We start from the raw sequence: 25,051 nt of genomic DNA, 5'->3' as shown, positions 1-25,051 counted from the left end.
TATCCGCGAGCAATTTCCGATTTTAAAACGCGTAATTGACGGTAATCCGCTTATTTATCTCGATAATGCAGCGACAACGCAAAAACCACAGTGTGTGATTGATGCTTTGGTGGATTACTACACGACATGCAATTCCAATGTACATCGTGGAGCCCATCGTCTTGCGGATGAAGCAACGCGCCGTTTTGAAGACGCACGCGACATCGTAAAAGACTTTATTAATGCGCCAAAACGCGAAGAAGTCATTTGGACAACAGGCACCACCGAGGCGATTAATATTGTTGCCAATGGTTTGGGTTCTTTGCTGTCACCGGGTGATGAAGTTATTGCTACAGGAATGGATCACCATGCCAATCTTGTGACCTGGCAACAAGCATGTAAAGTGTCTGGTGCGACTCTAAGAACCATTCCAGTGACGGATGCTGGTGAATTAGATCAAGCGGCTTATGATGCCATGCTAAATGAACATACTAAGTTTGTCGCTTTTCCGCATGTTTCTAATGCATTGGGTACTGTGAACCCAATTAAAGAAATGACGGCGAAAGCAAAAAAAGTCGGAGCTTGGGTACTGGTAGATGGTGCTCAAGGTGCTGCTCATGGCTATGCTGATGTGCAAGATATTGGTTGTGATTTTTATGCCTTTTCAGGTCATAAAATTTATGGGCCAATGGGGGTTGGTGTCTTATGGGGTAAAGAGTCTGTGTTATCGACTTGGCCTGTCTGGCGCACTGGCGGCGAGATGATTTCCACCGTAACTTTGCAGGATGCTACTTGGAACGTATTGCCTTATCGCTTTGAAGCGGGCACGCCAAATGTGGGTGATGCTATTGCGATGGGAGAGGCGATTCGTTGGTTTAGCGCCTTGGATCAAGATGCTGTTGCTGCACACGAAAAAGCTTTGTTGGATCATGCAACAGAGCTTGCGGAGCAATTCGAAGGCTTAACCATTATTGGTACTGCCAAAGAAAAAATTGGTGTGCTGAGCTTTGTAATGGATCAGGGTCATCCTGCTGATATCGGTTTTTTGTTAGACCGTCAGGGGATTGCTGTTCGTACTGGTGATCATTGCGCGCAGCCTTTGATGGCGCGCTTTAATGTTCCTGGTACTGCGCGAGCATCGTTCGCGATTTATAATACATTAGAAGAAGTTGACGCTTTGTTTGTGGCACTGAAAAAAGTGCGAACAATGCTGGCTTAGGAGGTTTCAATGACAGTAACAACGTTTGATCCTGTCTCTAGCGTGTCTTTAACCGCTTCCGCGCAGAAATATTTTGCCTCTAAATTGACAAAGCAGCCAGGCAAGCTTATTCGATTAAGTACCAAAGAGAGCGGTTGTACCGGTTTCTCATACGTGCTGGATATTGTTGATAGCGCTTTGGAAAATGATACAGTTTTAGAATTTGGCAATGTGGTTTTGGCCGTCGACTCGCAATCCATTTCCATGCTGAAAGGCACTGAGATTGACTTGGTACGCGAAGGCGTTAACGAAGTTGTGAAGTTTAAAAACCCTAACGTTGTAGCCGAATGTGGCTGTGGCGAAAGCTTTAGTGTGAGTTAACTTCATGCAAAAAATGGTAGTAACACAACGCCCTTGTCCAGCTCGACGAGTGCCAAGCGGTGAACCAGTTAGTATTCCTGAAGGTCAGTTTATTACGATTAATCAGAGCTTAGGTGGCAATTATACCGTTACGTGGCAAGGTAATATGCTGCGCATAGATGGAACCGATGCTGAAGCGATTGGTCAGCAACCCGAGGTTTTAGATTTTGAGGATCTCGGTACCGGGGAAATCAGTAAGGATCAGGTTTGGCAGGCATTGGATACCATCTACGATCCGGAGATTCCTATTAGCTTGGTGTCCTTAGGTTTGGTATATAAAGTGACGCTTGACCAAGAGGCTAAGTCTGTTTTGATTGATATGACGTTGACTGCACCAGGTTGTGGAATGGGGCCTGTTTTGGTTGGTGATGTTAAGTATCGAGTGGCGAAAGTGCCAAATGTTGACTCAGTGAAAGTCGATTTGGTATTTGATCCACCTTGGTCGCGAGAAATGATGAGTGAAGAAGCTCAATTGGAAGCGGGTCTTTTCTTTTAGCCGCTTTCTTTTGATAGCTTCGGTCATTCATTAAAATCGAATACAATATGAAACGGCCTTGGTGCTTAGCCAATGCCGTTTTTGTTTTAATAGGCACAGTGCAAAAAGAGGGTAGTCATGGCTTTACCTAGTACGGAAGACATCGTAGACGATCTGTCGTTTTTTGACGATTGGGAAGATAAGTACAAGTACATCATTGATTTGGGTAAATCTTTGCCTGCATTTGATGATGCGTGGCGCACGCCTGAGCGTTTGGTGAAAGGCTGCCAGAGCAGTGTTTGGATTCAGCCGGGCAGTGAGCAAGATGCAATAAAAGGCGAAGTGCTGACTTTTGCGGTAGACAGTGATGCCATCATTGTTCGTGGTTTACTTGGCTTGGTGTTAGCCGCATTGGATCATAAAACACCACAGGAAATTTTAGATTTCGATATCACGGAGTATTTCGAAGAGCTGGATCTTGAGAGGCACTTGAGTCCGACTCGTGGTAATGGTCTGCGTTCTATTGTGGGTCGCATAAAAGGCATTGCACAGGCTGCCGCTTAACTTTTTTTAATTGTAAAAAAGCAGTCGTTTAATTTTTATTGGAGAGCGTTAAATGAACACCCCGGTTTACCTAGATAATTCTGCTACCACGCCAGTTGACCCAAGAGTGGCTGAAAAAATGATGGCGTGTTTAACGCAGGACGGAAACTTTGGAAACCCGGCTTCGCGTTCGCATCTTTTTGGCTGGCGTGCGGAAGAAGCGGTAGAAGAGGCTAGATTGCAGGTGGCAAGTTTAATTAAAGCAGACTCTCGTGAGATTGTTTGGACATCCGGTGCGACAGAAGCAAACAACTTGGCGTTGAAAGGTGTTGCTCATGCTTATCGTCAAAAAGGCCGCCATATTATTACGTCGATGATTGAGCACAAGGCGGTTTTGGACCCTTGTAAACAGCTTGAAAAAGAAGGCTTTGAAGTGACTTATTTGCAACCAGATTCCCATGGGGTGATTTCACCAAATCAGGTTGCAGAAGCACTTCGTGAAGATACAATTTTAGTGTCTTTGATGCATGGTAATAATGAACTTGGTGTGCTGACGGATGTTGCTGCGATTGGTGAATTAACTCGTTCGCGTGGTGTTTTTTTACATGTTGACGCCGCTCAGACAACAGGCAAAATTGAGATAGATGTGAATGCCATGAAAGTGGATTTAATGTCTCTGACTGCTCATAAAACCTATGGTCCAAAAGGGATTGGTGCTTTGTTTGTGCGCCGTTCTCCGAAAGTGAAGTTGGAAGCGCAAATTCATGGTGGTGGTCATGAGCGTGGTATGCGCTCTGGCACATTGGCGACTCATCAGATCGTTGGCATGGGGGAGGCATTTCGTTTAGCGGGTGAGGAAATGGAGCAGGATTGTGCTCGTATCAAAGCTTTGCGCGAACGTTTGTGGTCGTCTTTGACTGAGTTATCTGGCGTGCACCTTAATGGTGACTCAGATAACCGCGTTGCCGGTGTTTTGAATGTGGGGTTCTCTGGTGTTGATGGTGAAGTCTTGTTGATGTCTTTGAGCGATATCGCGGTCTCTTCTGGTTCAGCTTGTACTTCAGCAAGCTTGGAGCCGTCTTATGTATTGCGTACGATTGGCTTGGCTGATGATTTGGCGCACAGCTCCTTGCGTCTTTCCGTGGGGCGCTTTACGACCAAGGAAGAGGTGGATTTTGCAGCTGAGACCATTAAAAATGCAGTGAGCCGTCTCCGATCTGTGGCTTAAGTATAAGAATTAGTACTTTTATTCTTGTTTGAATAAATAATGTTCGTTTGATCATACAATTTTAATGAATTGGTGCGTATAATACGCGCGCTGAACTTTTAAGTCCTGGGCCATGCAAAAGGCATTGCCCCTTTCAATTTAATTTGGAGTTATATCATGGCGTTAGAACGCACTCTATCTATCATCAAGCCTGATGCTGTTGCGAAAAACGTAATTGGCGAAATCTACACTCGTTTTGAACGTGCTGGTTTCAAAATTGTTGAAGCTAAAATGATTCAACTAGACGACGAATTGGCTGGTGGTTTCTACGCTGAGCACAAAGAGCGTCCTTTCTACAAAGATTTGGTTGCTTTCATGACTTCTGGTCCTGTTGTTGTTTCTGTTCTTGAAGGTGAAGGCGCTGTTCTTCGTCACCGTGAACTTATGGGTGCAACTAACCCTAAAGAAGCGACTGCTGGTACTTTGCGTGCAGATTATGCAACTTCTATCGATGCAAACGCTGTTCACGGTTCTGATTCTGTTGAATCTGCAGCTCGTGAAATTGCTTACTTCTTCGGTAAGTAATTGACAGCTAGGACCTTTATGTCCGATCTGTTTTGTAAAAGCGGGCGCTAGCCCGCTTTTTTACAGAGGCTTCTGAAAAGACTTTTCTTTTCAGAGGCTTTTTTCGTTTACACTTAATGCTACCTACAGCAAGCGACATTGAATTATGACTGACATCAAAAAAGTGAACCTTTTGGGTTTATCCCCCGACAAACTGATTGAATTCTTTGAATCCATTGGCGAGAAGAAATTTCGTGCTACTCAGGTGATCAAATGGATTCATCAAAAGGGAGCAGAAAGCTTCGAAGAAATGACCGATGTCAGTAAGGCGTTGCGTGCGAAGTTAGAGCAAATTTGTGAGATTCGTGGTCCCGAAGTGGTTTCGCAAAATATCTCTGCTGATGGTACGCGTAAATGGATTATTCGTACTGATGGCGGTAAAAACGATTGCGTTGAAACGGTTTTGATTCCTGATGGTGATAGAGCGACTTTATGCGTCTCTTCGCAAGTTGGTTGCTCTTTGGATTGCAGTTTTTGTTCAACGGGCAAGCAAGGTTTTAACCGTAATTTAACGCCAGCAGAAATTATTGGTCAGGTTTGGATTGCGATTAAATCGTTTGGTCCGATGGATCCGAATGGACCTCGTCGTGTTACTAACGTTGTGATGATGGGCATGGGCGAGCCTTTAATGAACTTCGAGCCTGTTGTTGATTCGATGATCCTGATGATGCATGACCATGCGTACGGTTTGTCTAAGCGTCGTGTCACCTTGAGTACTTCGGGTGTTGTGCCTAAGATTTATGAGTTGGTAAAACGTACTGATGTGTCTTTAGCTATTTCATTGCATGCGCCAAATGACGCTTTGCGTAATGAACTTGTGCCGATAAATAAAAAATATCCGATTGCTGAGCTTCTTGAAGCTTGTCAGTTCTATTTGGCGAATTTACCAGATAAACGTCATATTACGATCGAATATACCTTGATGTCAGGTGTGAATGACAACGAAGAACAAGCACATGAATTGGCTGAGCTTCTTAAAGTATTGGAATGTAAAATTAACTTAATTCCATTTAATCCATTCCCTCATTCGGGTTATGAAAAGCCGTCTAACAACCGCACTCGTCGTTTCCAAAAAATTCTAGCTGATGCTGGTTATACCGTGACAGTTCGAACAACTCGTGGCGATGATATTGATGCGGCTTGTGGTCAGTTGGTTGGTGACTTCCAAGACAAAACTCGCCGTAGCCAGAAGTATATAGAGTTGCGTGAAGTAAAAAATTAGCCCTAAGAGTTTATTTTGTATATGACAAGGATGTCAGTATGCGTTTATGGTTATGGCCATTTTTATTGTGTTGCTTGCTTTGTGCGTCTTGCGCCTACCAAGTTGTTTCTCCTTTGCAGCCTATTTCTGAATCTAAAAAACTACCAATTGTTCAAGCACATCTTTTGCTGGGGCAGTGGGGATTAGCAAAAAAGAAGTTAGATCAGGTTGAGGTCTCATATCAAGGGCTTGATTATTGGCGGTTATTAAGCCTGTACTGGCTGAGTATTGAGGACTATAGCGAAGCACTTTTAGTGCATGAAGATGCCCTGCAGAGATACCCTGATGATGACTTCATTTGGAATAACTACGGTGTGCTTTTGGGGCTGAGAAATCGTTGGGGTGAGGCTTGTGCTGCTTTTGAAAAAGCTGGCGAAAAAGGCTCTTTAAAGCGCCAATCAGTGCAAATAAATCTTTCTAGGTGTGCTATACGTCAGAATCAAGTAAATTTAGCCGAAATCTATCTAAAACAGGCAAAAGAAATTGCTGATTTGCCTCTGATTGGTTTGATGACAGAGCTCAATCTTGTTTTAATACAGGGTAGTAATGACAAAGCTCGCTTAATTTTTAATAATATCCAGGCTGATAAAGAAACTGCCCGAGGATCGGTGCATTTTGATGAGTACAACTGTCTGTCGCGGCACCTAATTGCACGCGAGACTGACCCTACACTGTATTCATCTGCGAGTAATTTTACATGCCTGAATGGCTCAAGGTATTGACATGACAACTGAATTTCAAACGGATGCTTCTGTAAGTAAAACGAATATGGACACCATTAATATTGGTAATAGGTTAAAAGCAAAAAGACTAGAGCTAGAGTTTGATGAAAGGCATGTCGCAACTGCGCTGAAAATTCCTATCGATCAAGTGCGAGCGCTTGAGGCGAATAATTTTAAATACTTCCGATCTGTGACCTTTGCCCGAGGTTTTCTAAAAAGCTATTGCCGTCTTTTAGGTATTGAACCTTCTGAGATGCTGCGTGCCTTTGATAGTGAACTAGAAGATGCAGAACCGACGATTAAGCCTGTAGATAAGGTAAACAAACAGACGAACTTTGGTGACCCGATTGTCATCTTTATTTCGGTTATTATTGTTGCTGTTCTCGTCTTTTTGGTTTTTTGGTGGCCCTCTCAGCCAAGCAAAATAGTATCCCCTAATGAAATAAAGAATGAAGTAAGCGAGACTGCCACAGCTCCAGATTTAGATGCTACGGAAGAGCCTTCTAATGAATCAAGTGACGCTGATGATATTTCTAATGTCTCTAGCTCTAACGCTAGTGCAGATGTGGATGCAGCTTCAGATAGTGATTCTGAAGGCTCAGCCAATAGTGATCAGGTTGAAAAAACAGCTAATAATGGCGGTGTTGTGACTGGGTTGTCTGCTGAAACAATGGCAATTTTGGAAGAAGCTGGCGTAAGGCCAGAAGATGTAGTGAGAGCGACCGCTGAAGTACCTGCAGAGCTTGCAGCAGCGCCGAAGATGCCTTCTTACACTGATGAAGTTGAGATTGCTTTTGGTGCAGATTGTTGGACAGAGGTTCGTGATGCTTCAGGAAAGATTTTGTTCTCTGGGGTGAAATCTGCGGGCACTAAGCTATCGCTAACAGGTAAGGCACCTTACCGCGTCGTATTGGGTTACGCGAAAGGCGTGTCATCTTTGAAATACAAAGGTGAAGTATTCGATTTTTCTTCTTTTACACATAAAGATTTGGCTCGATTTGAGCTCAAGTAGAGACTCTTATGCATTTTGAATCACCTATAAAACGCCGTCATTCTCGTCAGATCATGGTTGGGAATGTACCGGTTGGCGGTGGTGCGCCAATCAGTGTTCAGAGTATGACGAACACAGAAACTTGTGATGTTGATGCGACTGTCGCTCAGATTCGCGCTATTGCCGATGCTGGTGCTGATATTGTTCGTGTTTCTATCCCATCTATGGATGCGGCTGAAGCGTTCAAAAAAATACGTGAAGCTGTTTCTATTCCATTGGTCGCTGATATTCACTTCGATTATAAAATTGCCTTGAAAGTCGCAGAGTACGGTGTTGACTGTCTTCGGATTAACCCGGGTAATATTGGTAACAAAGACCGTATTCGTGCCGTTGTGGATTGTGCTCGAGACAAAAATATCCCCATTCGTATTGGTGTTAATGCCGGATCTTTAGAAAAAGATCTGCAAAAAAAATACGGTGAACCAACTCCTGATGCGCTAGTTGAATCCGCTTTTCGTCAAATCCAATATTTTGATGAGCTGGATTTTCATGAGTATAAGTTGAGCCTAAAAGCATCAGATATTTTCATGACAGTTGAAGCTTATCGCAAAATTGCCAGCCAAATAGATAACCCATTGCATTTGGGTATTACTGAAGCGGGTGGTTTGCGCTCAGGAACGGTTAAGTCTTCAATCGGGCTTGGCTTGCTTTTAATGGATGGTATTGGTGATACGCTACGTGTTTCTTTGGCGGCTGATCCTGTTCAGGAGATCAAGGTCGGTTGGGATATGTTGCGTAGTTTGAAATTGCGTAATCGTGGTATTAACTTTATTGCTTGCCCAAGCTGCTCTCGTCAAAATTTTGATGTTATTAAAACAATGAATGAGTTAGAAGAGCGACTTGATGACATTACTATCCCAATGGACGTTGCTGTTATTGGTTGTGTGGTGAATGGTCCGGGTGAGGCAAAAGAAGCGGACATTGGTCTTGCTGGTGGTTCTCCGAATAACTTGATTTATCAAGATGGTAAACCGAACAGCAAAACGAAAAATGAAACGCTTGTTGATGATTTAGAAAAAATGATTCGTAAAAAGGCTCTCCTTAAAGAACGCGAATTAGCCAATATCATTGTAAAAAATTAAGGATCCATTGTGGCTCGTAAAATTCAAGCGATTAGGGGAATGAACGACATTTTGCCTGATCAATCCTCTGTTTGGTTATATCTAGAAAAAACAGTGGCTGATGTTGTTAAGTCTTATGGATATCAGCAAATTCGTTTTCCTATTGTTGAAAATACGGATTTGTTTAAACGCGGTGTCGGTGAAACAACGGATATCGTAGAAAAAGAAATGTATACCTTTGATGATCGTAACGGTGAGTCTTTGACTTTGCGCCCAGAAGGTACAGCTAGTTGTGTTCGTGCGGCGGATCAGGCTGGTTTGTTGTTTAATCAAACTCAGCGTTTGTGGTACACAGGGCCAATGTTTCGTTATGAGCGCCCTCAAAAAGGTCGCTACCGCCAATTCCATCAAATTGGTGTGGAATCTTTTGGTATGGGTTCCGCTGACATCGATGCAGAGTTAATAATTTTATCCGCTCGTCTGTGGAAAAAACTTGGTTTGTTAGAACATGTTGAGCTGCAGTTGAACACCATTGGCTTAGCATCCGAGCGTGAGACTTATAAAGCGGCTTTGGTTGATTATTTGACTGAGTTTAAAGATCAGTTAGATGAGGATAGTCAGCGTCGTCTAGGAACGAACCCATTAAGAATATTAGATTCTAAAGACGAATCGACTCAAGCAGTGCTGAAAGACGCGCCAAACCTGGAAGATTTTATTGGCGAAGAGTCACAGGCTCACTTCGAATTATTGCAGGCTATCTTGAAAGCCAATGGTATCTCTTATGTTATCAACCGTCGTCTAGTGCGTGGTTTGGATTATTACGGTAAAACGGTTTTCGAGTGGGTTACGTCGCATCTTGGTTCTCAGGCAACGGTTTGTGCGGGTGGTCGTTATGATGGTTTGGTTGAGCAGTTGGGTGGGAAATCAACACCTGCTGTTGGTTTTGCAATGGGTATCGAGCGCTTGGTGCTTTTACTTGAAACGTTAAACTTGATTCCTGATGCTGCAAAATTCTCTACTGATGTGTTTGTTATTAGTATGGGAGATGATGCAGAGCTTGCTTCTTTTGTTTTAGCTGAGTCCTTGCGTGAAGAAAATTCAAACCTTATCGTTTTGCGCCACTGTGGCGGTGGTAGCTTTAAGAATCAAATGAAAAAAGCCGATCGTTCAGAGGCTCGTTTCACGATTATTCTAGGGCAAGATGAAGTTGATAATGGAATTTGTCAGGTAAAAGATATGTCAACGGGTGATCAACAATCTCATCCACTTGCTGATGTTGCTGCCTATATTGGTGCCAAGCTGTAATTTGATTTAATGGAGTGCCGTCATTTAGGTTATTTGGCGGTGCCTTACATGAGGAAGAAAAAGTGTCTGAATTAAAGACTGAAGAAGAACAAATAGAAGCGTTTAAATCTTGGTGGAAAAAGAACGGCATTATGTTGGTCGTTGCTATAGCTGTTGCTGTTGGTGGTTATTTCGGTTGGCAGGCTTGGAAAACGAGCCAAGCTAACTACACCAGTGAAGCATCTGCACTTTATCAAAACTTGGTCCAGGCCTCTTCCGATCTAAGCGATGAAAACAATCAAAAAACCGTTACCTTTATTGCTAAGCAACTTGCTGATGATTATGGGGATACGGGTTATGCCATGTTTGGTCAATTATTCTTGGCACGTGTCGATGCTGAAAATGGCAAGTATGACGAGGCAATTAAGGCATTGGATGATGCCATTGCAAAAACAAAAGATGTTTCTTTTGTAGCAATTGCGAATCTGCGAGTGGCGCGCTTGATGCTTCAAAAAGAAGACTATGCTGGCGCTATGGCTCGAGTTGAAAAAGTAACTGAAGAAGAATTTGCTGCACAGCAGCAAGAATTGATTGGTGATATTCTAGTTTCACAAGGTAAGCGTGATGATGCGCGTATTGCTTATCAGAAGGCAAGTGAAGCATTGGGCGTGGGTGTGAATCATCCATTGCTTGATATTAAACTTAAGGATTTGGTGAAAGGTTAACTATGAGAAAGTCTCTTTTTTTCGTCGTATTGTTTGCTGCTTTGATCACTCAAGGTTGCTCTAACTCTCGTCCAGATTTGCCAAGCCCTCCTTCTATAGAGAGTAAGGTTAATTTAAAAACGTCATGGCGGACTGGTGTGGATGGTAATTTTGGTGAGTCTAGTGAACGTTTTAATCTTGTAGCAGAAAACGGCTCATTGTTTTTTGTTACTGAGAAGGGAACCGTTTACGAACTTGCACAAGAAAATGGAAAGAAGAAAAATACTGTCTCAACTGAGTATAGGGCGAGTGCAGGCGTAGCGCGCCATGGTGACGTTGTATACTTTGGTACCTATGATGCTCAACTTATTGCTGTTTCTTTGACAAGTAAATCTATCTTGTGGGAAAAAACATTAAGTTCTGAAGTCTTGTCTGAAGGTTCTTATGCAGCAGGTAAATTGGTCATACAAACTTCTGATGGCTGGTTAAGTGTACTGGATGCTGAGACGGGCGATACTCAATGGCGTGCGAAAGAGGATTTGCCATCTTTGACTGTTCGTGGTACAAGCGCTCCAGTTATTGCTGACGGAAAAGTTATTGCTGGTTTTGCCAGTGGTAAGTTGAAAGCTTATTCGCTACAAGATGGCAATTTACTTTGGTCCTATGAAGTTGGTAAGCCAGAAGGGCGTTATGAGATAGAGCGATTAAGCGATATCGATGGCCGTTTAGTGGTAGAAAATGGTGTTGTTTATGCTGTTGCCTACAATGGTACGCTTGCCGCACTTTCAATTGAAAATGGTCGACCACTATGGCAGCGTAGTATTCCTAGTTCAGTAGGTGTTGCTGTAAGGGGCGAGCTATTAGTTGCTGTTGATATGACAAGTAAAGTCATTGCATTGAACGCTAAAAATGGCACTGAAGTTTGGGAAAATACAGATCTTGTAGAGCGTGATTTGATTACGCCAGAATTCTTCCGTGATTATGTTGCTGTGATGGATCGTGGTGGTTATGTGCATTTGCTTGATCTTACAACAGGCGAAGTGGCTGCGCATAAGGTAGCTGACAATGACGTTCCACCAGGTAGCCGCATGGTGGCAAATGACAAGCAATTGTTTATTCTTACGCCGAACTCTAACGTGACGGCATTGAGCTATTGAAATCAGTTTTGATTTCTTTTTAGCGATTTTTAAAGAGGCTGCCATCCCTTTATTGGGGGTGGTGGCCGCTTTGTATTTTTATAGGTAAAAAAATGATTCCAGTTATTGCATTGGTAGGTAGACCCAATGTTGGCAAGTCAACTCTCTTCAATCAATTGACGAGATCCCGTGATGCTTTGGTTGCCGATTATCCAGGTTTAACCCGAGACCGTAAATACGGTGACGGTAAGCTTGGTGAACATGAATTTATCGTCATTGACACTGGTGGTATCAGTGGTGATGAGCAGGGTATAGATGAAAAAATGGCACGCCAGTCTTTGTTGGCGATAGAAGAGGCAGATGCGGTTTTGTTTCTTGTCGATGGTCGCCATGGCTTGAACCCTTCGGACGAGATGATTGCTAATCATTTGCGTCGTTCCAATAAGCCAATCTCTCTTGTGGTAAATAAGACTGACGGTATTAATGAAGATATCGCATTGGCGGATTTTTATTCATTAGGTTTTGGTGAACTACATCCTATTGCTGCTTCTCATGGCAAGGGGGTGCACGTTCTAATTGATAAGGTCATGTTGCCATTTGCAGAGCGTGTAGAAGAAGCCAAAAATCAAATTAGCATAGAATCTCGTGGTATTCGTATTGGTGTGGTGGGGCGTCCAAATGTGGGTAAATCTACATTGGTCAACCGTATGCTAGGCGAAGATCGTGTTGTGGTCTATGACATGCCAGGTACTACGCGTGACAGTGTTTATATTCCTTACGTGCGTAATGAGAAAGAATATACGCTTATCGATACTGCAGGTATTCGTCGCCGTAAACATGTTAAAGAAGCGGTTGAGAAGTTTTCTATTGTTAAGGCTTTGCAGGCTATTCAAGATGCTAACGTCGTTATTGTGGTAATTGACTCCCATGAAGATTTGGTTGAGCAAGATCTACATATGATTGGTTATGTATTGGATGCTGGCCGCGGAGTAATTATTGCGATCAATAAATGGGATGGCCTTAAAAAGGATGATCGTGAGCATATTAAGAGTGAAGTTGAGCGACGTTTGGGCTTTGTTCCTTACGCTAAAGTGCACTACATCTCTGCTTTGCATGGTACTGGTGTTGGTGATTTATACGATACAATCGAAAGCACTTACGAGTCTTGTTATGCCAAATGGACAACAAACCGTTTGACACGAATTCTTGAGGATTCCATTGCAGAGCATCAACCTCCAATGGTAAATAGCCGTCGAATTAAGCTTCGATACGCGCACCAGGGGGGATCAAACCCACCACGTATTGTTGTTCATGGTAATCAAACTGATGCTTTGCCAGGAAGCTATAAGCGCTATCTTGAAAATAAGTTTAGAACTGTACTAAACATTACTGGTACACCGATTATTTTTGAATTCAAATCGGCTGAAAACCCGTTTGCTCCTAAGAAATAATCGTTATTTCTAGAAGACCACTCAAGAATCTCTGAGTACCTTTGTTTGACAAGGGGACTTGGAGATTTTTTTATGTAAAATGTATGAAATCTCTTTCTAAATATAAGGTTATTCACTATTCTCGCGCCAATAGCATTAATTTTTATATAAGCACTTTTTTATAAGCATCGTCTGTACGTTTGCTTTCTTATTTTGTTCAAAGGACATCTATGAAAATCGCAATTCTTTCTCGTAATCCTCGACTCTATTCTACTCGTCGATTGGTTGAGGCAGGTGAACAACTTGGGCATGAGGTAGATGTAATTGATACGATGCATTGTTATATGGACATTACAAGTAGCAACCCTTCCGTCCGTTACGACGGTAAGCCATTGCCTAAATATGATGCGGTCATTCCAAGGATTGGGGCTTCGGTTACTTTTTATGGTACAGCTGTTGTTAGGCAGTTCGAGATGATGGGGACTTACAGTATTAACGAATCCGTAGCGATCAGCCGTTCACGTGATAAGTTAAGATCTTTGCAGCTTATGTCTCGAAAAGGTCTAGGATTGCCTAAAACTGGCTTTGCGCATCACCCTGATAAGATAGGCGACTTGTTGAAAAATGTCGGTGGCGCCCCTGTGGTTATTAAGTTGTTAGAAGGGACTCAAGGTATCGGTGTTGTTTTAGCTGAGTCGAATAAGACTGCTGAGTCTATCATCGAAGCTTTTATGGGATTAAAAGCTAATATCTTGGTGCAAGAGTACATCAAAGAGGCCGGTGGTGCTGATATTCGCTGTTTAGTAGTTGGTGGTAAAGTAATCGCTGCGATGAAAAGACAAGGCGCAGAAGGTGAGTTCCGCTCTAATCTTCACCGTGGTGGAACCGCATCTTTGGTTAAATTGTCACCTGAAGAAAGACGCACCGCGGTTGAAGCTGCAAAAGTAATGGGCTTGAATATGTGTGGTGTGGATATTCTACGATCCAACAATGGCCCTCTTATCATGGAAGTAAACTCTTCGCCAGGATTGGAAGGTATTGAATCTGCAACGGGTAAAGATGTTGCTTCTATGATTATTAAGCACATTGAAAAAACAGCATTTTTGAGTAGCACAAAAACAAAAGGAAAAGGTTAATGGGGAAAGCAACTTTAACAATTGGCGGTGTAGAGATTCCGTTAGGTGGTACTGCTCGTATAAAGCTGCCAATGGTAAAGTTGTATACGGACACGAATATGTCTATGCCAGTGTTTGTAAAGCGTGGCAAGCGTGCTGGTCCTACCTTGTTTATTAGTGCTGCAATTCATGGTGATGAGTTGAATGGTATTGAGATTATTAGTCGAATCATTCAAAGTAAATATCTTGAGAGCTTAAAAGGCACCTTGATCGCAGTGCCAATTGTTAACGGTTATGGTGTGTTGAGCCAAAGCCGTTATTTACCTGATAGACGCGACTTAAATCGTTCTTTTCCCGGTTCTCAGCGTGGCTCATTAGCGGGTCGTGTTGCAGATCGTTTTTTGAGTGAAATTGTTTCTAAGGCAGATTATGGTATTGACCTTCATACCGGAAGTTTGCACCGCACCAACTTGCCGCAAGTGCGAGCGAATCTTGATGATCCCGAAACGCTGGCTATTGCTAGAGCTTTTGGTGTTCCCGTGTTGATGAATTCTAACCTTCGCGATGGCTCATTGCGCGAATGTGCGAATGATGTCGGTGCTAAGGTTATTCTGTATGAAGCGGGTGAAGCGCTACGCTTTGATGAGCTATCCATAAGGGCAGGTGTGAAAGGTATTGTTGGGGTTATGAGGCATCTGGGTATGTTGCCCAAGTCTCGTAGTAAAAAGTCTCTGTCTGAGCCTAGGATTGCACGTAGCAGTAGTTGGATAAGAGCCACAGACAGCGGTTTTACAACGCATATAAAAGAGCTAGGTGATCTTGTTGAGGCGGGCGATGTGCTGGCTGAGATTAAAGATCCTTATGGTGATATTTTGGATAAAGTTCTATGTAAAAATGGTGGGATTATTATTGGTAAGCAAAATATTCCATTAGTTCAAGAAGGTGATGCCATGTATCACATTGCCCATTTTTCATCTCCAGATGAGGTGGCGGGGCATGTCGAAAGTATGCAAGATGAGTTGATGGACAGTGAAGCGTCTTTGAGACTGATAGACTATAAGTCTTCATGAATTGATAGATAATTCCATTTTTATTATAAATGTCATGACTTAAGCATAAAACAAGTAATGATAGTGTCATCTTCATGTGCTGTATCGTTTTTTCATTTTTTTTTCACTAAAATCTCGACTTCAAAAGTTGAGGTTTTTTTCATGTTTATTCTTCGCGGTTTTGTTTATCTTTTTGCTGTTGCCGGTGTTGCGCAGCTTGTTTCATTGGAAGGGTATCAGTCGTTAACGGCCGCTGAATACAGTGAACAAACCCTCACTGAGCATATGCAAGATTTTATGTCTTTCTTTAGCTGCATGTTATTCCTATATGCGGCACGTGTGGATGCTAAATTAAACATAGCGGCCACGTTGCTTGGGGCTTTGCTAGCAATGATGTTTGTCCGTGAGTCGGATGCAGTATTGGATACTTATGTATTTGATGGGGCGTGGCAAACAATTGTTGGTATGATCTTTATTTGTGTTTTAGTTTTTTTATGGGGGCGATTTACTTCTATTTACGCTTCTTTAAAAGAGTATTCTCTGCAATCTAGTTTTGGCACTTTTTTAGCTGGATTCGTTACAATATTGGCGTTTTCTAGATTGATGGGGCGTAGTTCATTTTGGCAGGCGGTTATGGGAGATTCCTATATGCGTATTGTTAAGAATATCGTCGAGGAGGGGATTGAGACGTTAGGTTATACCTTAATCTTAATTTCTGCGGTCGAGTTGGTGATTGCTTGTCGCAAACGCAATAAACTGGCAAAGGCCAAGCATAACTAATTTCTAATTTAATAAAAAACGCGCCATGTTAAATAAGCATGGCGCGTTTTTTTATGCCTGTCTCTCTGTACACCTAATTCTGGTATAAGGTTACTGTTGGCGAGACTTTACTTTTGTCTTACGGCGTTTTGTTGGGGTGGCTGCAACGCCGCCGTTGTTATTTTTACGACGAGCTCTTTCTGCTGCAGCGTTCTTTTCCATGGTCGGTCTGTTTGATGTATGGGAAGCGCCTGTCGCTTGGCCAGGTTTGGCTTTTTGAGGACGACGACGTACTTGTTTATCTTTCTCTTCCGCTGGCACCAATTTGTTATCACCATGACCAATAAGTTCAGGACGGCCCATTTTGATTAAAGTGTTACGTAGATCCTGCCAGTTGCTCGGATCGTGATAGCGCAAGAAACCTTTTTGTACCGTACGTTGCTTGGCGTCTTTAGGGGTATAAACGTCTTCACTCTTATAAGTAACCGGTTTTAGCGGGTTTTTACCAGAGTGATACATAGCTGTAGCTAATGACATTGGCGAAGGGTAAAAGGTTTGTACTTGGTCTGGTTTGAAGTCATTGGTTTTCAGCCACACAGCTAGGTTAAGCATGTCTTCATCAGAGCTACCAGGATGCGCGGCGATAAAGTAAGGGATTAAATGCTGCTTCTTGCCCGCTTCTTTGGAGTACTTATCAAACATGCGTTTGAAGCGATCATAAGTTCCCATGCCTGGCTTCATCATTTTTGACAAAGTGCCTTGCTCTGAGTGCTCAGGGGCAATTTTCAGTAAGCCGCCAACGTGATGAGTGACAAGTTCACGAACGTACTCAGGATCTTCTACAGCAAGGTCATAACGTAAACCTGAGGCAATAGATACGGTATGAATGCCTTCAACCGCACGAGTTTTGCGATACAGTTGCGTCGTAGGGCTATGGTCGGTATTCAAGTTAGAGCAAATAGTTGGATAAACACAAGACAGTTTACGGCAGGACGCTTGCACTTCGTCGTCGTTACAGTTCAGTGTGTACATGTTGGAAGTTGGTCCGCCAAGGTCAGAGATATGCCCTGTGAAACCTGGCACCTTGTCCTTGATATCTTCAATTTCCTTTAAAATAGATTCGTGTGAACGAGACTGAATCACTCGTCCTTCATGCTCGGTAATCGAACAAAAAGTACAACCACCAAAACAACCGCGCATGATATTGATCGATGTTTTTATCATGTCATAAGCAGGAATGCGGGCTTTTTTGTATTTCGGGTGCGGCACACGCGCATAAGGTAAATCAAACACGCCATCCATTTCTGGTGTTTCCAATGGAATCGGTGGTGGGTTAACCCATATCTCTTTCTTGCCATGCTTTTGGATTAGTGCGCGTGCGTTATGTGGGTTTGATTCAAGGTGCAAAATACGTGATGTGTGCGCGTATAAAACAGGATCTTTAGAAACTTTTTCAAAAGAAGGTAAGCGAATATAAGTTTTTTCAGGATCAAGTTTTTCGCCGCGACGAAGTGGTGCTGGAATCACGCGAATAGGCATGATATCGGACTCTTCTTCATCTTTAGTCTGACATTTTCCTTCTGGAATATATTCGTAAGGGCTATAAATTTGATCTACTTTGCCAGGCCAATCCACACGAGTCGAATCGATTTCAGTATAGCCGCCAGGTGGGGTGTTTCGAACAATAGTCGTACCGCGAATGTCGGTTAACTCATCAAGCGTTTTGCCCATAGCCATCTGATGGGTTACTTCAATCATGGCGCGTTCAGCATTACCGTAAAGTAAAATATCGGCAGTTGAATCGATCAGTACCGAACGACGTACCTCATCGCTCCAATAGTCGTATTGGGCAATGCGACGAAGGCTGGCTTCAATACCGCCAATCATGACAGGAACATCGTGGAATGCTTCTTTACAGCGCTGAGAGTAAACAATAACTGCGCGATCAGGGCGTTTTCCACCAACACCGTAAGGCGTATAAGCGTCGTCATTACGCACTTTTAAATCGGCGGTGTAGCGATTGATCAAGGAGTCCATATTGCCAGCGGTAACGCCAAAATATAGGTTAGGGCGACCAAGGCGCATGAAATCTTTAGTGTTACGCCAATCAGGTTGATCGATGATGCCAACGCGATAACCTTGTGCTTCTAATAAGCGACCTAAAACCGCCATACCAAAACTAGGGTGATCCACATAAGCATCACCTGACACTATGATCACATCGCAGCTGTCCCAGCCAAGAGCGTCCATTTCTTCTCTGGTTGTTGGTAGGAAGGGCGAAACGCCATAACACTCAGCCCAATACAATGGGTAAGAAAAGAGTTCTTTGGCGGTTTTATGTCGTTTGATCATTATTTACTCTTGGTATCTGGCGTAATGGTGAGTTCGCATTTTTAATCATTACGAGGATACATGGATTATCGGTGAAAAATTGTGCCGTATTATCCCAGAAAAAACCTAGGGTATACAGTCTAATCTAGGTCTATTCAGCCTTATATTATCTAGGGTTGAATACGCCACACGCTTTCCTCAAATACACTGTGCCCTTCCTCTTTATATTGAGGATTAGTTAGTGCTAGATTTTCAGAGGCGATTTTCTGAATCTGACTCCCCCACAGCGATATCACACTATCTTCATCGACTGAAAATGGTGGCCCTTGCTTGTCGCCATCATATTGTAATGACACTAATAGTACGCAAGCAGATGAGGATAAACGATCAAGGGTGTGGGCAACGTACTCTGCACGTTTTGAATCTGGCATCGCTATCATAGCGGCGCGATCATAACAGGCATCAAATTCAGTTTCGTTGAATTGGAAATAGTCACCTTCGACAATTCGTAAAGGTAAACCATCAACGGTATGAACTTTTAGGTCGCTTTCTTGATGTGTTTCAAAGGCTAAATCGTTATCACCTAGAAATTGAATGACTGCCAGAGAAGAGAGTTCAACACCTGTGACTTCATAGCCTTGTTCAGCTAACCAAATCATGTCATTGGATTTACCACATAAAGGCACAAGAACTCTGCTGCCTTTGGGTAAGGCAGGCCAGAACTCTATCAGCTTCGGATTGACGCCTTCTTGATGAAAACCAATACGTCCAGTTTTCCATCGATCCAACCAAAATTCATTTGTAATCACGATAACCTCGTTAAATTAGGCTTGTTTATGTTCGATGTGTATTATATTTGTCTTATTTTATGTTGAACAACTCGTAATGCCAAAAGCCATTATAGACGGCAAAAACGTTTTTTAATTGCCTATTTTGTGCATTTTACATATAGATTGTTGCAATCTCACGTATGGAGTTTTTATGCCTTTAGACCTCGCGCCAGATCACATTAAGCTGGCTGTTGACCTTATTGAGCTGCTTGAAAGCAATGACATAGAGCCAAGTGTCGCAGTAGGCGCTTTGACCATTGCTTTGAGAGACTTTCAAGGGAAGCTTGAAAGAATGAATGATAAAGCGCAAGTGACGCTTGAAAAATAGGTAACGAGCAAAACGAACTTGATGTAGTAGACCAAGGAATAGCAAAATAGTTTCTCAGTTCCTTAATTGAAAAGCATTGTGTTAGGTTTTGAGTTTTTTGGTTAACGGAATAAAAATAAGAAGAGGTATATCTATGGAATTAATCGCAATTGTTGCCACCGTTCTTGTCGCCCTGTTACATCTTTACATTATGTACATTGAGATGTTTCTTTGGGACAAGCCTAAGGGTATGAAGATATTTGGCTTAAAACCTGATTTTGCTAAAGCGAGTAAGGTGATGGCTGCCAACCAAGGGCTTTATAACGGTTTTTTGGCAGCAGGTTTGTTGTGGGGAGCGTGGCTTGGTGCGGCAGGCTCACAGGTAATGATTTTCTTTTTACTCTGTGTGGTTGTTGCTGGTATTTATGGCGCGATTACCTCGAGCAAGAAGATTTTGTTTGTACAAGGATTACCGGGTTTAATTGCTCTTATTGCTGTTTTACTAGCAGCTTAATAAATACCTTAAGAGGGCGATAATTATGTCGGTAAAAGAAAATATGCAGCTGATGGCGTCGTATAATCAATGGATGAATCAGGCGATCTATAAAGCGGCTGGTGAGTTGAGTTATGCTAATTTGGTTGAAGATAAAGGTGCATTTTTTGGCTCTGTGCTAGGCACGCTTAATCATAACCTTGCGGCGGACATTATTTGGCTGAAGCGCTTTGCAGCTCATTTCACTGAGCTTTCTAGTCTAGATCGTGTTCGTGTGCTAGAGCGACCTGCAGCACTTAATACTCGGTTGTTTGATGATTTGCTATTATTACAAAGCCAGCGCTTTGAATTAGATCTGCTAATTATTGCGATGATGGATGAAGTAACTGACGAGATGCTAGCATCTGCGCTTGAGTATATAAATATGAAGGGTGTTGATCATTCGCAAAGGTTTGGTTTTACTCTACAGCACTTTTTTAATCATCAGACTCATCATAGAGGCCAGATAACCACTTTACTTTCTCAACTGGGTATTGATGTCGGCGTAACAGACTTGATAACCACCATTCCACGCATGTAATTGTTATAATAAGCGTAAATCTTGTTTAGAAAGAGTTCTATTTTGCACACACTTGACCAACTTAACAGTGGAGAGTTGAAAGGCGTTGTTCGCCTGCAGCTGTCTGAGAATTTAACGACTTTTCCTGAGGCTGTTTTTGATCTAGCTGAAAGCCTAGAAATTTTAGATTTATCTAATAACAATTTAAGCGAGCTGCCAGCAGATTTATCACGCTTAAAAAAGCTCCGTATACTTTTTTGCTCGAATAATCACTTCACGCATTTGCCTGAGGTTCTAGGGCAATGCAAACACTTGGAGATGATTGGCTTTAAAAGTAATCAAATTACTACCGTGTCTTCTGATTCGTTGCCTACACAGACCCGTTGGTTAATCCTTACCGATAACAAAATTGGTTCTCTTCCAGAGGATTTTGGAAGACTAATTCGCCTGCAGAAGCTAGCTTTAGCAGGAAATCGTTTAACGTCACTGCCGGGTTCTATTGTTAATTGTCGCAACTTGGAATTGGTTCGCCTTTCGGCTAATCAACTGATGGCTTTCCCTGATGCATTATTAGAGTTGCCTCGCTTGGCTTGGTTGGCGTTCTCTGGCAATCCATTTTGTGCAGAACGTGATCCGCATAATGAATTTAAAACGGTGCAGTTTTGTGATTTGGAATTACATCAAGTATTGGGGCAAGGGGCATCAGGCGTTATTTCTCTCGCGACTTGGCGAGAGAATGTCTTTAATTTTTCAGACTCGGTAGCGGTAAAAGTATTCAAAGGTGAGGTGACCAGTGACGGTTATCCTGAGGACGAGCTGGATGCATGTCTTGCTGTTGGTAGTCACAATAACCTGGTTCAACCACTTGCCAAGGTGGTAGAGAGTGATTGTTCTGCTCTCGTGATGGAGCTAATTCCTGCGCATTATACAAATCTAGGGAAACCGCCCAGCTTAGAGTCCTGCACTCGAGATACTTTTGCACAAGACCAGCTGTTTTCAATTGATAAAATTGCCAGAATTATCGAGCAAGTAGAGCAGCTGGTAGCACATTTTTGTGATAAAAAAGTCAGCCATGGTGACCTTTACGCTCACAACACTTTGATCAATAAAGAAGGTCATGTTTTGTTTGGCGACTTTGGAGCGGCATCAAAATATGCCAACTTATCAGTGCTGCAACAGCAAGGGATTGAGCAGATAGAGCGACGAGCTTTAGGCTTTTTTATCGATGACATGTTGGGGTTGTGTATCGAGGCAGACAGAAGTAGCGAGCTTTATAAGTCGCTTCAGTCACATGCATTTTGTTAAAACATTTGACTAATCGGAATACAAAAATGCCCCGCATCAATGGTGCGGGGCATTTTTACGAACTTAGTACTTTTAAATGCTAAAACAAAAGTTTAAAGCAATTGTTTGGCTTTTTCTGTTAAGCGAATGGTCTGATCGCAAGCATTAGCAAGCTCAATACCTTTCTTAACAAAATGACGGCTGAAGTATTCTTTATGTTCGTCGTGCTCATGGAAGTTATGAGGGGTTAATACCGCAGTTAGAACAGGTACTTCCGTTTCCAATTGAACTTGCATTAAGGCGTTACAAATTGCCTGAGCAACAAAATCGTGACGGTAAATACCACCATCGACAACCAGTGCTGTTCCAGCGATAGCGGAATATTGTCCACTTTTTGCGAGTAGTTTTGCTTGTAATGGAATTTCGTAGCCACCAGGTACTGAGATGACGTCAATTAAAGAAGCGTCGTAGCCGCGAGAGACTAGTTCGTTTTTAAAGCCTTCAACGCAATTTAATACAATATCTTCGTGCCAAGTGGCGTGAAGAATGGCAATGCGCTTTGTAGCAGGAGTGAAATCAATATTATTCGTTGAGCTCTGATTCATTTTTTAATCCTAAATATCTAAGGTGAATCAGGGCGAACGGGCAGGCAAATACACCACTTTTAAATGGCATACCTTAAATCGGGCGCAGCAAAAAATGCCATGCCAATATAGGTCTTGTCTGACGCGCTCTCTATCATCCGGACTATAACCGTCGGCTCTGGAATCACACCAGATCTGCTGACCCTAAAAGAAAGGCTTCTTAAAGGCGCTCGCGGGCTTAGAGTTTAGCTTATGTAAAGTCTTTACCGCCGGTGGGGAATTACACCCCGCCCCGAGAACGAAGTCGGATAAATCCGACAAACAGAATATACTCGTTTTTATCTGTGGCTGTCAAAGCGTCTATTCTTATCAATTGTGGTGATTTTGTGACAATTTAGCCGTTAATAATAATTAGCAGCCGAATTGTCGCAAAAAGTAATTAATATAAGATTCATGCTTAGTAGAGCTTATTATCTAGCGCTACATAATATGAGCTGTTAAAATTTAAATTGCTCACTATAATGACCGCTTGGTCAGAATGGTGTATCGGAAAAAGTGGTTCTAGAATGGAGTCTCACATAGTGCACATTAAAAAGTTGCTTCTACAAAGCGTCTTGCTTGCTTCTTCTTTATTAGGTCTAGTTGCTTGCAGCTCTGTTAATAAAAACGTTTCTTCAAATGATGACATGTATGAGATAGAAGACGTTGCTCAAACGAATGAGGCTGATTATCTCTGCAATAGCATGCCTTTAAATATATTTTTTCATGCCGAGCAAGCCCAGTTATCTTGGAAAGAAAAAACCTATGTACTGACTCATGCAATCAGTGCGTCTGGCGCATTTTATTTAGGCGAAGGTTTATCTTTTTGGATTCATGGTGATGAAGCTGAATTAGAGTTTAATGGTGTAGAGAAAAATCATTGTCGTCTTGTTCGTATTGAATCCTAAACCTGAACATCTCTCATTCTAAATAGTGGTGTTTTCATCCCGTCAGATTTGCAATCCGTGTACAATGGCATCATTCGCGTCCTGTGGCGCTTGATTATATTGTAGAGAGTAGATGAGCAAGTTATTTGTAATGGGCATGGGGCCTGGTGATTTGGGTTTAGTGGCGCCAAATGCGACTAAAGCATTGGCAGTTTGCAGTGATTGGGTTGCTTACGGCTACTATTTAGATTTATTGGGTGAGCTAAGCGAAGGAAAAACCTTTCATAATCTGCCACTAGGTGAAGAAATTGGTCGTGCTCGTTTGGCGCTCGACTTGGCCGCTCAAGGAAAAAATACTGCGTTAATTTCCAGTGGTGACATTGGCATATATGCCATGGCGACTTTGGTATTTGAATTGCTGGATATGCAACTGCAAGGCAAAGAAAATCACCCTGAATGGCTAAATGTCGATATTGAAGTTATCCCCGGCATTTCAGCCATGCAAGCCGGCGCTAGCCGAGTTGGAGCCATGCTTGGGCACGATTTCTGTACCATCTCTCTTTCTGATTTATTAACCCCTTGGGAAACCATCGATAAACGCTTGCATGCTTGTGGCGCGGGCGACTTTGTGGTGTCTTTTTATAATCCTGTTTCAAAGAAAAGAGATTGGCAACTTAACCACGCTCGTGATGTTTTGCTGCAATATCGCCCTGCTAGTACACCAGTTATGATTGGCCGTCAATTAACTCGCCCTGAAGAAGAGATTACCTTTACGACGCTTGGCGAATTAGATGCCAAAGACGTGGATATGTTTACCATGGTAAGTGTGGGCAATTCCGACTCTAAACACATAGTTAACGGCCAGAAACACTGGATTTACACGCCTCGCGGTTATTCCAAAAAGCTTTAGTTCTTTATAAAAGATAAGGGAAATAAATGAAGGTTTACTTTATTGGCGCAGGCCCAGGCGATCCAGACTTGATGACGGTAAAAGCGGTCAAAACCATGGAGCGTTGTCCGATTGTTCTTTATGCTGGTTCTTTGATTCCACCCCAAGTGATTGATAGTGTTCGTGGTTCTGCCGAAGCAATTTACGATACAGCGGAAATGAATCTGGATGAAACCACAGCCGTTATCGAAAAAGCCGCGCAAGAGGGCAAAGACGTTGCCCGTTTACAGTCTGGTGACCCTGCTTTATATGGTGCGATTGGTGAGCAAATTCGTCGTTTGGAAGCGTTAGATATTGATTACGAAGTGATTCCAGGTGTTAGTGCGGTTGCGGCATCGGCTGCGTTATTACGTAAAGAACTGACGTTATCTGGTGTTTCACAAACCGTTATTATGACTCGTTATGAAGGTAAAACGCCTTTTCCAGAACGAGAGCGTTTGCCAGCCTTGGCGCAAAGTGGCGCGACGTTAGCGATTCATCTTGGTATTACTCGTATCCATAAAATCGTTGAAGAACTCATTCCTCATTATGGTGAAGATTGCCCAGTTGCTGTGTGTTATCGCACCAGTTGGCCGGATCAAGATTATGTTGTGGGAACTTTAGCGGATATTGTTGCCAAAGTAAGAGAGAAAAAATTTACTCGTACCAGTTTGATATTGGTCGGGAAGGTATTAGACACAGAAGATTTTGCAGACTCCTATTTATACGACAAGGGACAAGCGCATATCTTTCGTAAGACACACAAGTCTAAGAAAACATAATTTTAAAAT

The 25,051-nt window shown here is 42.6% G+C and carries 27 protein-coding genes and 1 riboswitch; of the genes, 24 read left to right on the top strand and 3 right to left on the bottom strand.

Features of this window, described 5'->3' with window-relative positions; genetic code table 11:
* Position 1: 1 nt before the first annotated feature.
* The 17 genes from KPL72_RS19120 to KPL72_RS19040 all read left to right on the top strand — a co-directional run bounded on the left by KPL72_RS19120 (position 2) and on the right by KPL72_RS19040 (position 16,039).
* Positions 2-1,198: an aminotransferase class V-fold PLP-dependent enzyme gene (locus KPL72_RS19120; protein ID WP_346729533.1), complete on the top strand. Its 1,197-nt coding sequence runs from the start codon at positions 2-4 to the stop codon at positions 1,196-1,198.
* 9 nt (positions 1,199-1,207) lie between these two features.
* Complete coding sequence (locus KPL72_RS19115; protein ID WP_219704077.1) at positions 1,208-1,558, top strand: HesB/IscA family protein; 351 nt, start codon at positions 1,208-1,210, stop codon at positions 1,556-1,558.
* A gap of 4 nt (positions 1,559-1,562) precedes the next feature.
* Positions 1,563-2,093: a putative Fe-S cluster assembly protein SufT gene (gene sufT / locus KPL72_RS19110; RefSeq protein ID WP_212918141.1), complete on the top strand. Its 531-nt coding sequence runs from the start codon at positions 1,563-1,565 to the stop codon at positions 2,091-2,093.
* 117 nt (positions 2,094-2,210) lie between these two features.
* Positions 2,211-2,636 carry a SufE family protein gene (locus KPL72_RS19105; protein ID WP_212918142.1) on the top strand — a complete coding sequence of 142 codons (426 nt, stop codon included), beginning with the start codon at positions 2,211-2,213 and terminating at the stop codon, positions 2,634-2,636.
* 52 nt (positions 2,637-2,688) lie between these two features.
* Positions 2,689-3,843, top strand: a complete 1,155-nt coding sequence (locus KPL72_RS19100) for an IscS subfamily cysteine desulfurase (RefSeq protein WP_219704076.1) — start codon at positions 2,689-2,691, stop codon at positions 3,841-3,843.
* A 156-nt stretch (positions 3,844-3,999) separates the two neighbouring features.
* Complete coding sequence (gene ndk, locus KPL72_RS19095; RefSeq protein WP_114411601.1) at positions 4,000-4,407, top strand: nucleoside-diphosphate kinase; 408 nt, start codon at positions 4,000-4,002, stop codon at positions 4,405-4,407.
* A gap of 145 nt (positions 4,408-4,552) precedes the next feature.
* Positions 4,553-5,668, top strand: a complete 1,116-nt coding sequence (gene rlmN, locus KPL72_RS19090) for a dual-specificity RNA methyltransferase RlmN (RefSeq protein ID WP_212918144.1) — start codon at positions 4,553-4,555, stop codon at positions 5,666-5,668.
* Positions 5,669-5,781: 113 nt separating this feature from the next.
* Positions 5,782-6,429, top strand: coding sequence for a hypothetical protein (locus KPL72_RS19085; RefSeq protein ID WP_249422348.1), 648 nt, complete (start codon positions 5,782-5,784; stop codon positions 6,427-6,429).
* A gap of 1 nt (position 6,430) precedes the next feature.
* A complete protein-coding gene (locus KPL72_RS19080) occupies positions 6,431-7,441 on the top strand; it encodes a RodZ domain-containing protein (protein ID WP_249422347.1) in 1,011 nt (336 codons plus the stop codon).
* 8 nt (positions 7,442-7,449) lie between these two features.
* On the top strand, positions 7,450-8,562 hold the full coding sequence (gene ispG, locus KPL72_RS19075; protein ID WP_212918147.1) for a flavodoxin-dependent (E)-4-hydroxy-3-methylbut-2-enyl-diphosphate synthase: 1,113 nt from the start codon (positions 7,450-7,452) through the stop codon (positions 8,560-8,562).
* A 9-nt stretch (positions 8,563-8,571) separates the two neighbouring features.
* Complete coding sequence (hisS, locus tag KPL72_RS19070) at positions 8,572-9,846, top strand: histidine--tRNA ligase (RefSeq protein WP_219704073.1); 1,275 nt, start codon at positions 8,572-8,574, stop codon at positions 9,844-9,846.
* 62 nt (positions 9,847-9,908) lie between these two features.
* Positions 9,909-10,550 carry a YfgM family protein gene (locus tag KPL72_RS19065; protein WP_212918149.1) on the top strand — a complete coding sequence of 214 codons (642 nt, stop codon included), beginning with the start codon at positions 9,909-9,911 and terminating at the stop codon, positions 10,548-10,550.
* 2 nt (positions 10,551-10,552) lie between these two features.
* Positions 10,553-11,686, top strand: coding sequence for an outer membrane protein assembly factor BamB (gene bamB, locus KPL72_RS19060; protein WP_212918150.1), 1,134 nt, complete (start codon positions 10,553-10,555; stop codon positions 11,684-11,686).
* 92 nt (positions 11,687-11,778) lie between these two features.
* On the top strand, positions 11,779-13,116 hold the full coding sequence (gene der, locus KPL72_RS19055; protein WP_212918151.1) for a ribosome biogenesis GTPase Der: 1,338 nt from the start codon (positions 11,779-11,781) through the stop codon (positions 13,114-13,116).
* A gap of 209 nt (positions 13,117-13,325) precedes the next feature.
* Positions 13,326-14,231 carry a 30S ribosomal protein S6--L-glutamate ligase gene (rimK, locus tag KPL72_RS19050; RefSeq protein WP_212918152.1) on the top strand — a complete coding sequence of 302 codons (906 nt, stop codon included), beginning with the start codon at positions 13,326-13,328 and terminating at the stop codon, positions 14,229-14,231.
* Positions 14,231-15,280, top strand: coding sequence for a succinylglutamate desuccinylase/aspartoacylase family protein (locus KPL72_RS19045; RefSeq protein ID WP_212918153.1), 1,050 nt, complete (start codon positions 14,231-14,233; stop codon positions 15,278-15,280). Before rimK ends, KPL72_RS19045 begins: the two co-directional genes overlap by 1 nt.
* Positions 15,281-15,421: 141 nt before the next feature.
* Positions 15,422-16,039, top strand: coding sequence for a hypothetical protein (locus KPL72_RS19040; protein ID WP_212918154.1), 618 nt, complete (start codon positions 15,422-15,424; stop codon positions 16,037-16,039).
* Positions 16,040-16,129: 90 nt separating this feature from the next.
* On the opposite strand, the gene KPL72_RS19035 is transcribed toward KPL72_RS19040, so the two are convergent.
* Together KPL72_RS19035 and tmpT are read right to left on the bottom strand one after the other, a co-directional pair.
* On the bottom strand, positions 16,130-18,370 hold the full coding sequence (locus KPL72_RS19035) for a YgiQ family radical SAM protein (RefSeq protein ID WP_219704072.1): 2,241 nt from the start codon (positions 18,368-18,370) through the stop codon (positions 16,130-16,132).
* A 149-nt stretch (positions 18,371-18,519) separates the two neighbouring features.
* The gene (gene tmpT / locus KPL72_RS19030; RefSeq protein ID WP_212918158.1) at positions 18,520-19,158 is read right to left on the bottom strand and encodes a thiopurine S-methyltransferase; all 639 of its coding nucleotides are present in this window, start codon (positions 19,156-19,158) and stop codon (positions 18,520-18,522) included.
* A gap of 172 nt (positions 19,159-19,330) precedes the next feature.
* Between tmpT and KPL72_RS19025 the strand changes: the two genes are divergently transcribed.
* From KPL72_RS19025 to KPL72_RS19010, 4 genes are all read left to right on the top strand, one after another.
* Complete coding sequence (locus KPL72_RS19025; RefSeq protein WP_212918159.1) at positions 19,331-19,507, top strand: DUF2496 domain-containing protein; 177 nt, start codon at positions 19,331-19,333, stop codon at positions 19,505-19,507.
* Positions 19,508-19,640: 133 nt separating this feature from the next.
* Positions 19,641-20,000 carry a DUF1304 domain-containing protein gene (locus KPL72_RS19020; protein ID WP_212918160.1) on the top strand — a complete coding sequence of 120 codons (360 nt, stop codon included), beginning with the start codon at positions 19,641-19,643 and terminating at the stop codon, positions 19,998-20,000.
* A gap of 25 nt (positions 20,001-20,025) precedes the next feature.
* Complete coding sequence (locus KPL72_RS19015) at positions 20,026-20,559, top strand: DinB family protein (RefSeq protein WP_212918161.1); 534 nt, start codon at positions 20,026-20,028, stop codon at positions 20,557-20,559.
* A gap of 42 nt (positions 20,560-20,601) precedes the next feature.
* Positions 20,602-21,843 (top strand): leucine-rich repeat-containing protein kinase family protein, encoded by a 1,242-nt coding sequence (locus KPL72_RS19010; protein ID WP_212918162.1) that lies wholly within the window; start codon positions 20,602-20,604, stop codon positions 21,841-21,843.
* A gap of 92 nt (positions 21,844-21,935) precedes the next feature.
* Here the strand turns inward: KPL72_RS19010 and KPL72_RS19005 are convergent, their stop codons facing one another.
* Positions 21,936-22,427 carry a 6,7-dimethyl-8-ribityllumazine synthase gene (locus KPL72_RS19005; protein ID WP_212918163.1) on the bottom strand — a complete coding sequence of 164 codons (492 nt, stop codon included), beginning with the start codon at positions 22,425-22,427 and terminating at the stop codon, positions 21,936-21,938.
* Positions 22,428-22,548: 121 nt separating this feature from the next.
* Positions 22,549-22,710: riboswitch (FMN riboswitch) on the bottom strand.
* Between the two features lie 277 nt (positions 22,711-22,987).
* Between KPL72_RS19005 and KPL72_RS21305 the strand changes: the two genes are divergently transcribed.
* The 3 genes from KPL72_RS21305 (at position 22,988) to cobM (ending at position 25,042) form a co-directional block, all read left to right on the top strand.
* The gene (locus KPL72_RS21305) at positions 22,988-23,353 is read left to right on the top strand and encodes an MliC family protein (protein WP_212918164.1); all 366 of its coding nucleotides are present in this window, start codon (positions 22,988-22,990) and stop codon (positions 23,351-23,353) included.
* A gap of 112 nt (positions 23,354-23,465) precedes the next feature.
* Entirely contained in the window at positions 23,466-24,242 is a 777-nt protein-coding gene (gene cobJ / locus KPL72_RS18995) for a precorrin-3B C(17)-methyltransferase (RefSeq protein ID WP_219704071.1), read from the top strand.
* 26 nt (positions 24,243-24,268) lie between these two features.
* Positions 24,269-25,042, top strand: coding sequence for a precorrin-4 C(11)-methyltransferase (gene cobM, locus KPL72_RS18990; protein WP_219704070.1), 774 nt, complete (start codon positions 24,269-24,271; stop codon positions 25,040-25,042).
* Positions 25,043-25,051 lie beyond the last annotated feature (9 nt).

The sequence above is a fragment of the Marinomonas lutimaris genome (assembly GCF_019426345.1).
Taxonomy (GTDB): domain Bacteria; phylum Pseudomonadota; class Gammaproteobacteria; order Pseudomonadales; family Marinomonadaceae; genus Marinomonas; species Marinomonas lutimaris.
The sequence above is the reverse complement of the archived record's forward strand: the minus strand, read 5'-3'. Positions and strand labels throughout refer to the sequence as shown.

Coding starts and splice junctions, on each gene's coding strand:
- KPL72_RS19115 (WP_219704077.1), top strand. CDS start 1,208: ATGACAGTAACAACGTTTGATCCTGTCTCTAGCGTGTCTTTAACCGCT.
- sufT (WP_212918141.1), top strand. CDS start 1,563: ATGCAAAAAATGGTAGTAACACAACGCCCTTGTCCAGCTCGACGAGTG.
- KPL72_RS19105 (WP_212918142.1), top strand. CDS start 2,211: ATGGCTTTACCTAGTACGGAAGACATCGTAGACGATCTGTCGTTTTTT.
- KPL72_RS19100 (WP_219704076.1), top strand. CDS start 2,689: ATGAACACCCCGGTTTACCTAGATAATTCTGCTACCACGCCAGTTGAC.
- ndk (WP_114411601.1), top strand. CDS start 4,000: ATGGCGTTAGAACGCACTCTATCTATCATCAAGCCTGATGCTGTTGCG.
- rlmN (WP_212918144.1), top strand. CDS start 4,553: ATGACTGACATCAAAAAAGTGAACCTTTTGGGTTTATCCCCCGACAAA.
- KPL72_RS19080 (WP_249422347.1), top strand. CDS start 6,431: ATGACAACTGAATTTCAAACGGATGCTTCTGTAAGTAAAACGAATATG.
- ispG (WP_212918147.1), top strand. CDS start 7,450: ATGCATTTTGAATCACCTATAAAACGCCGTCATTCTCGTCAGATCATG.
- bamB (WP_212918150.1), top strand. CDS start 10,553: ATGAGAAAGTCTCTTTTTTTCGTCGTATTGTTTGCTGCTTTGATCACT.
- der (WP_212918151.1), top strand. CDS start 11,779: ATGATTCCAGTTATTGCATTGGTAGGTAGACCCAATGTTGGCAAGTCA.
- rimK (WP_212918152.1), top strand. CDS start 13,326: ATGAAAATCGCAATTCTTTCTCGTAATCCTCGACTCTATTCTACTCGT.
- KPL72_RS19045 (WP_212918153.1), top strand. CDS start 14,231: ATGGGGAAAGCAACTTTAACAATTGGCGGTGTAGAGATTCCGTTAGGT.
- KPL72_RS19040 (WP_212918154.1), top strand. CDS start 15,422: ATGTTTATTCTTCGCGGTTTTGTTTATCTTTTTGCTGTTGCCGGTGTT.
- KPL72_RS19035 (WP_219704072.1), bottom strand. CDS start 18,370: ATGATCAAACGACATAAAACCGCCAAAGAACTCTTTTCTTACCCATTG.
- KPL72_RS19025 (WP_212918159.1), top strand. CDS start 19,331: ATGCCTTTAGACCTCGCGCCAGATCACATTAAGCTGGCTGTTGACCTT.
- KPL72_RS19020 (WP_212918160.1), top strand. CDS start 19,641: ATGGAATTAATCGCAATTGTTGCCACCGTTCTTGTCGCCCTGTTACAT.
- KPL72_RS19015 (WP_212918161.1), top strand. CDS start 20,026: ATGTCGGTAAAAGAAAATATGCAGCTGATGGCGTCGTATAATCAATGG.
- KPL72_RS19005 (WP_212918163.1), bottom strand. CDS start 22,427: ATGAATCAGAGCTCAACGAATAATATTGATTTCACTCCTGCTACAAAG.
- cobJ (WP_219704071.1), top strand. CDS start 23,466: ATGAGCAAGTTATTTGTAATGGGCATGGGGCCTGGTGATTTGGGTTTA.
- cobM (WP_219704070.1), top strand. CDS start 24,269: ATGAAGGTTTACTTTATTGGCGCAGGCCCAGGCGATCCAGACTTGATG.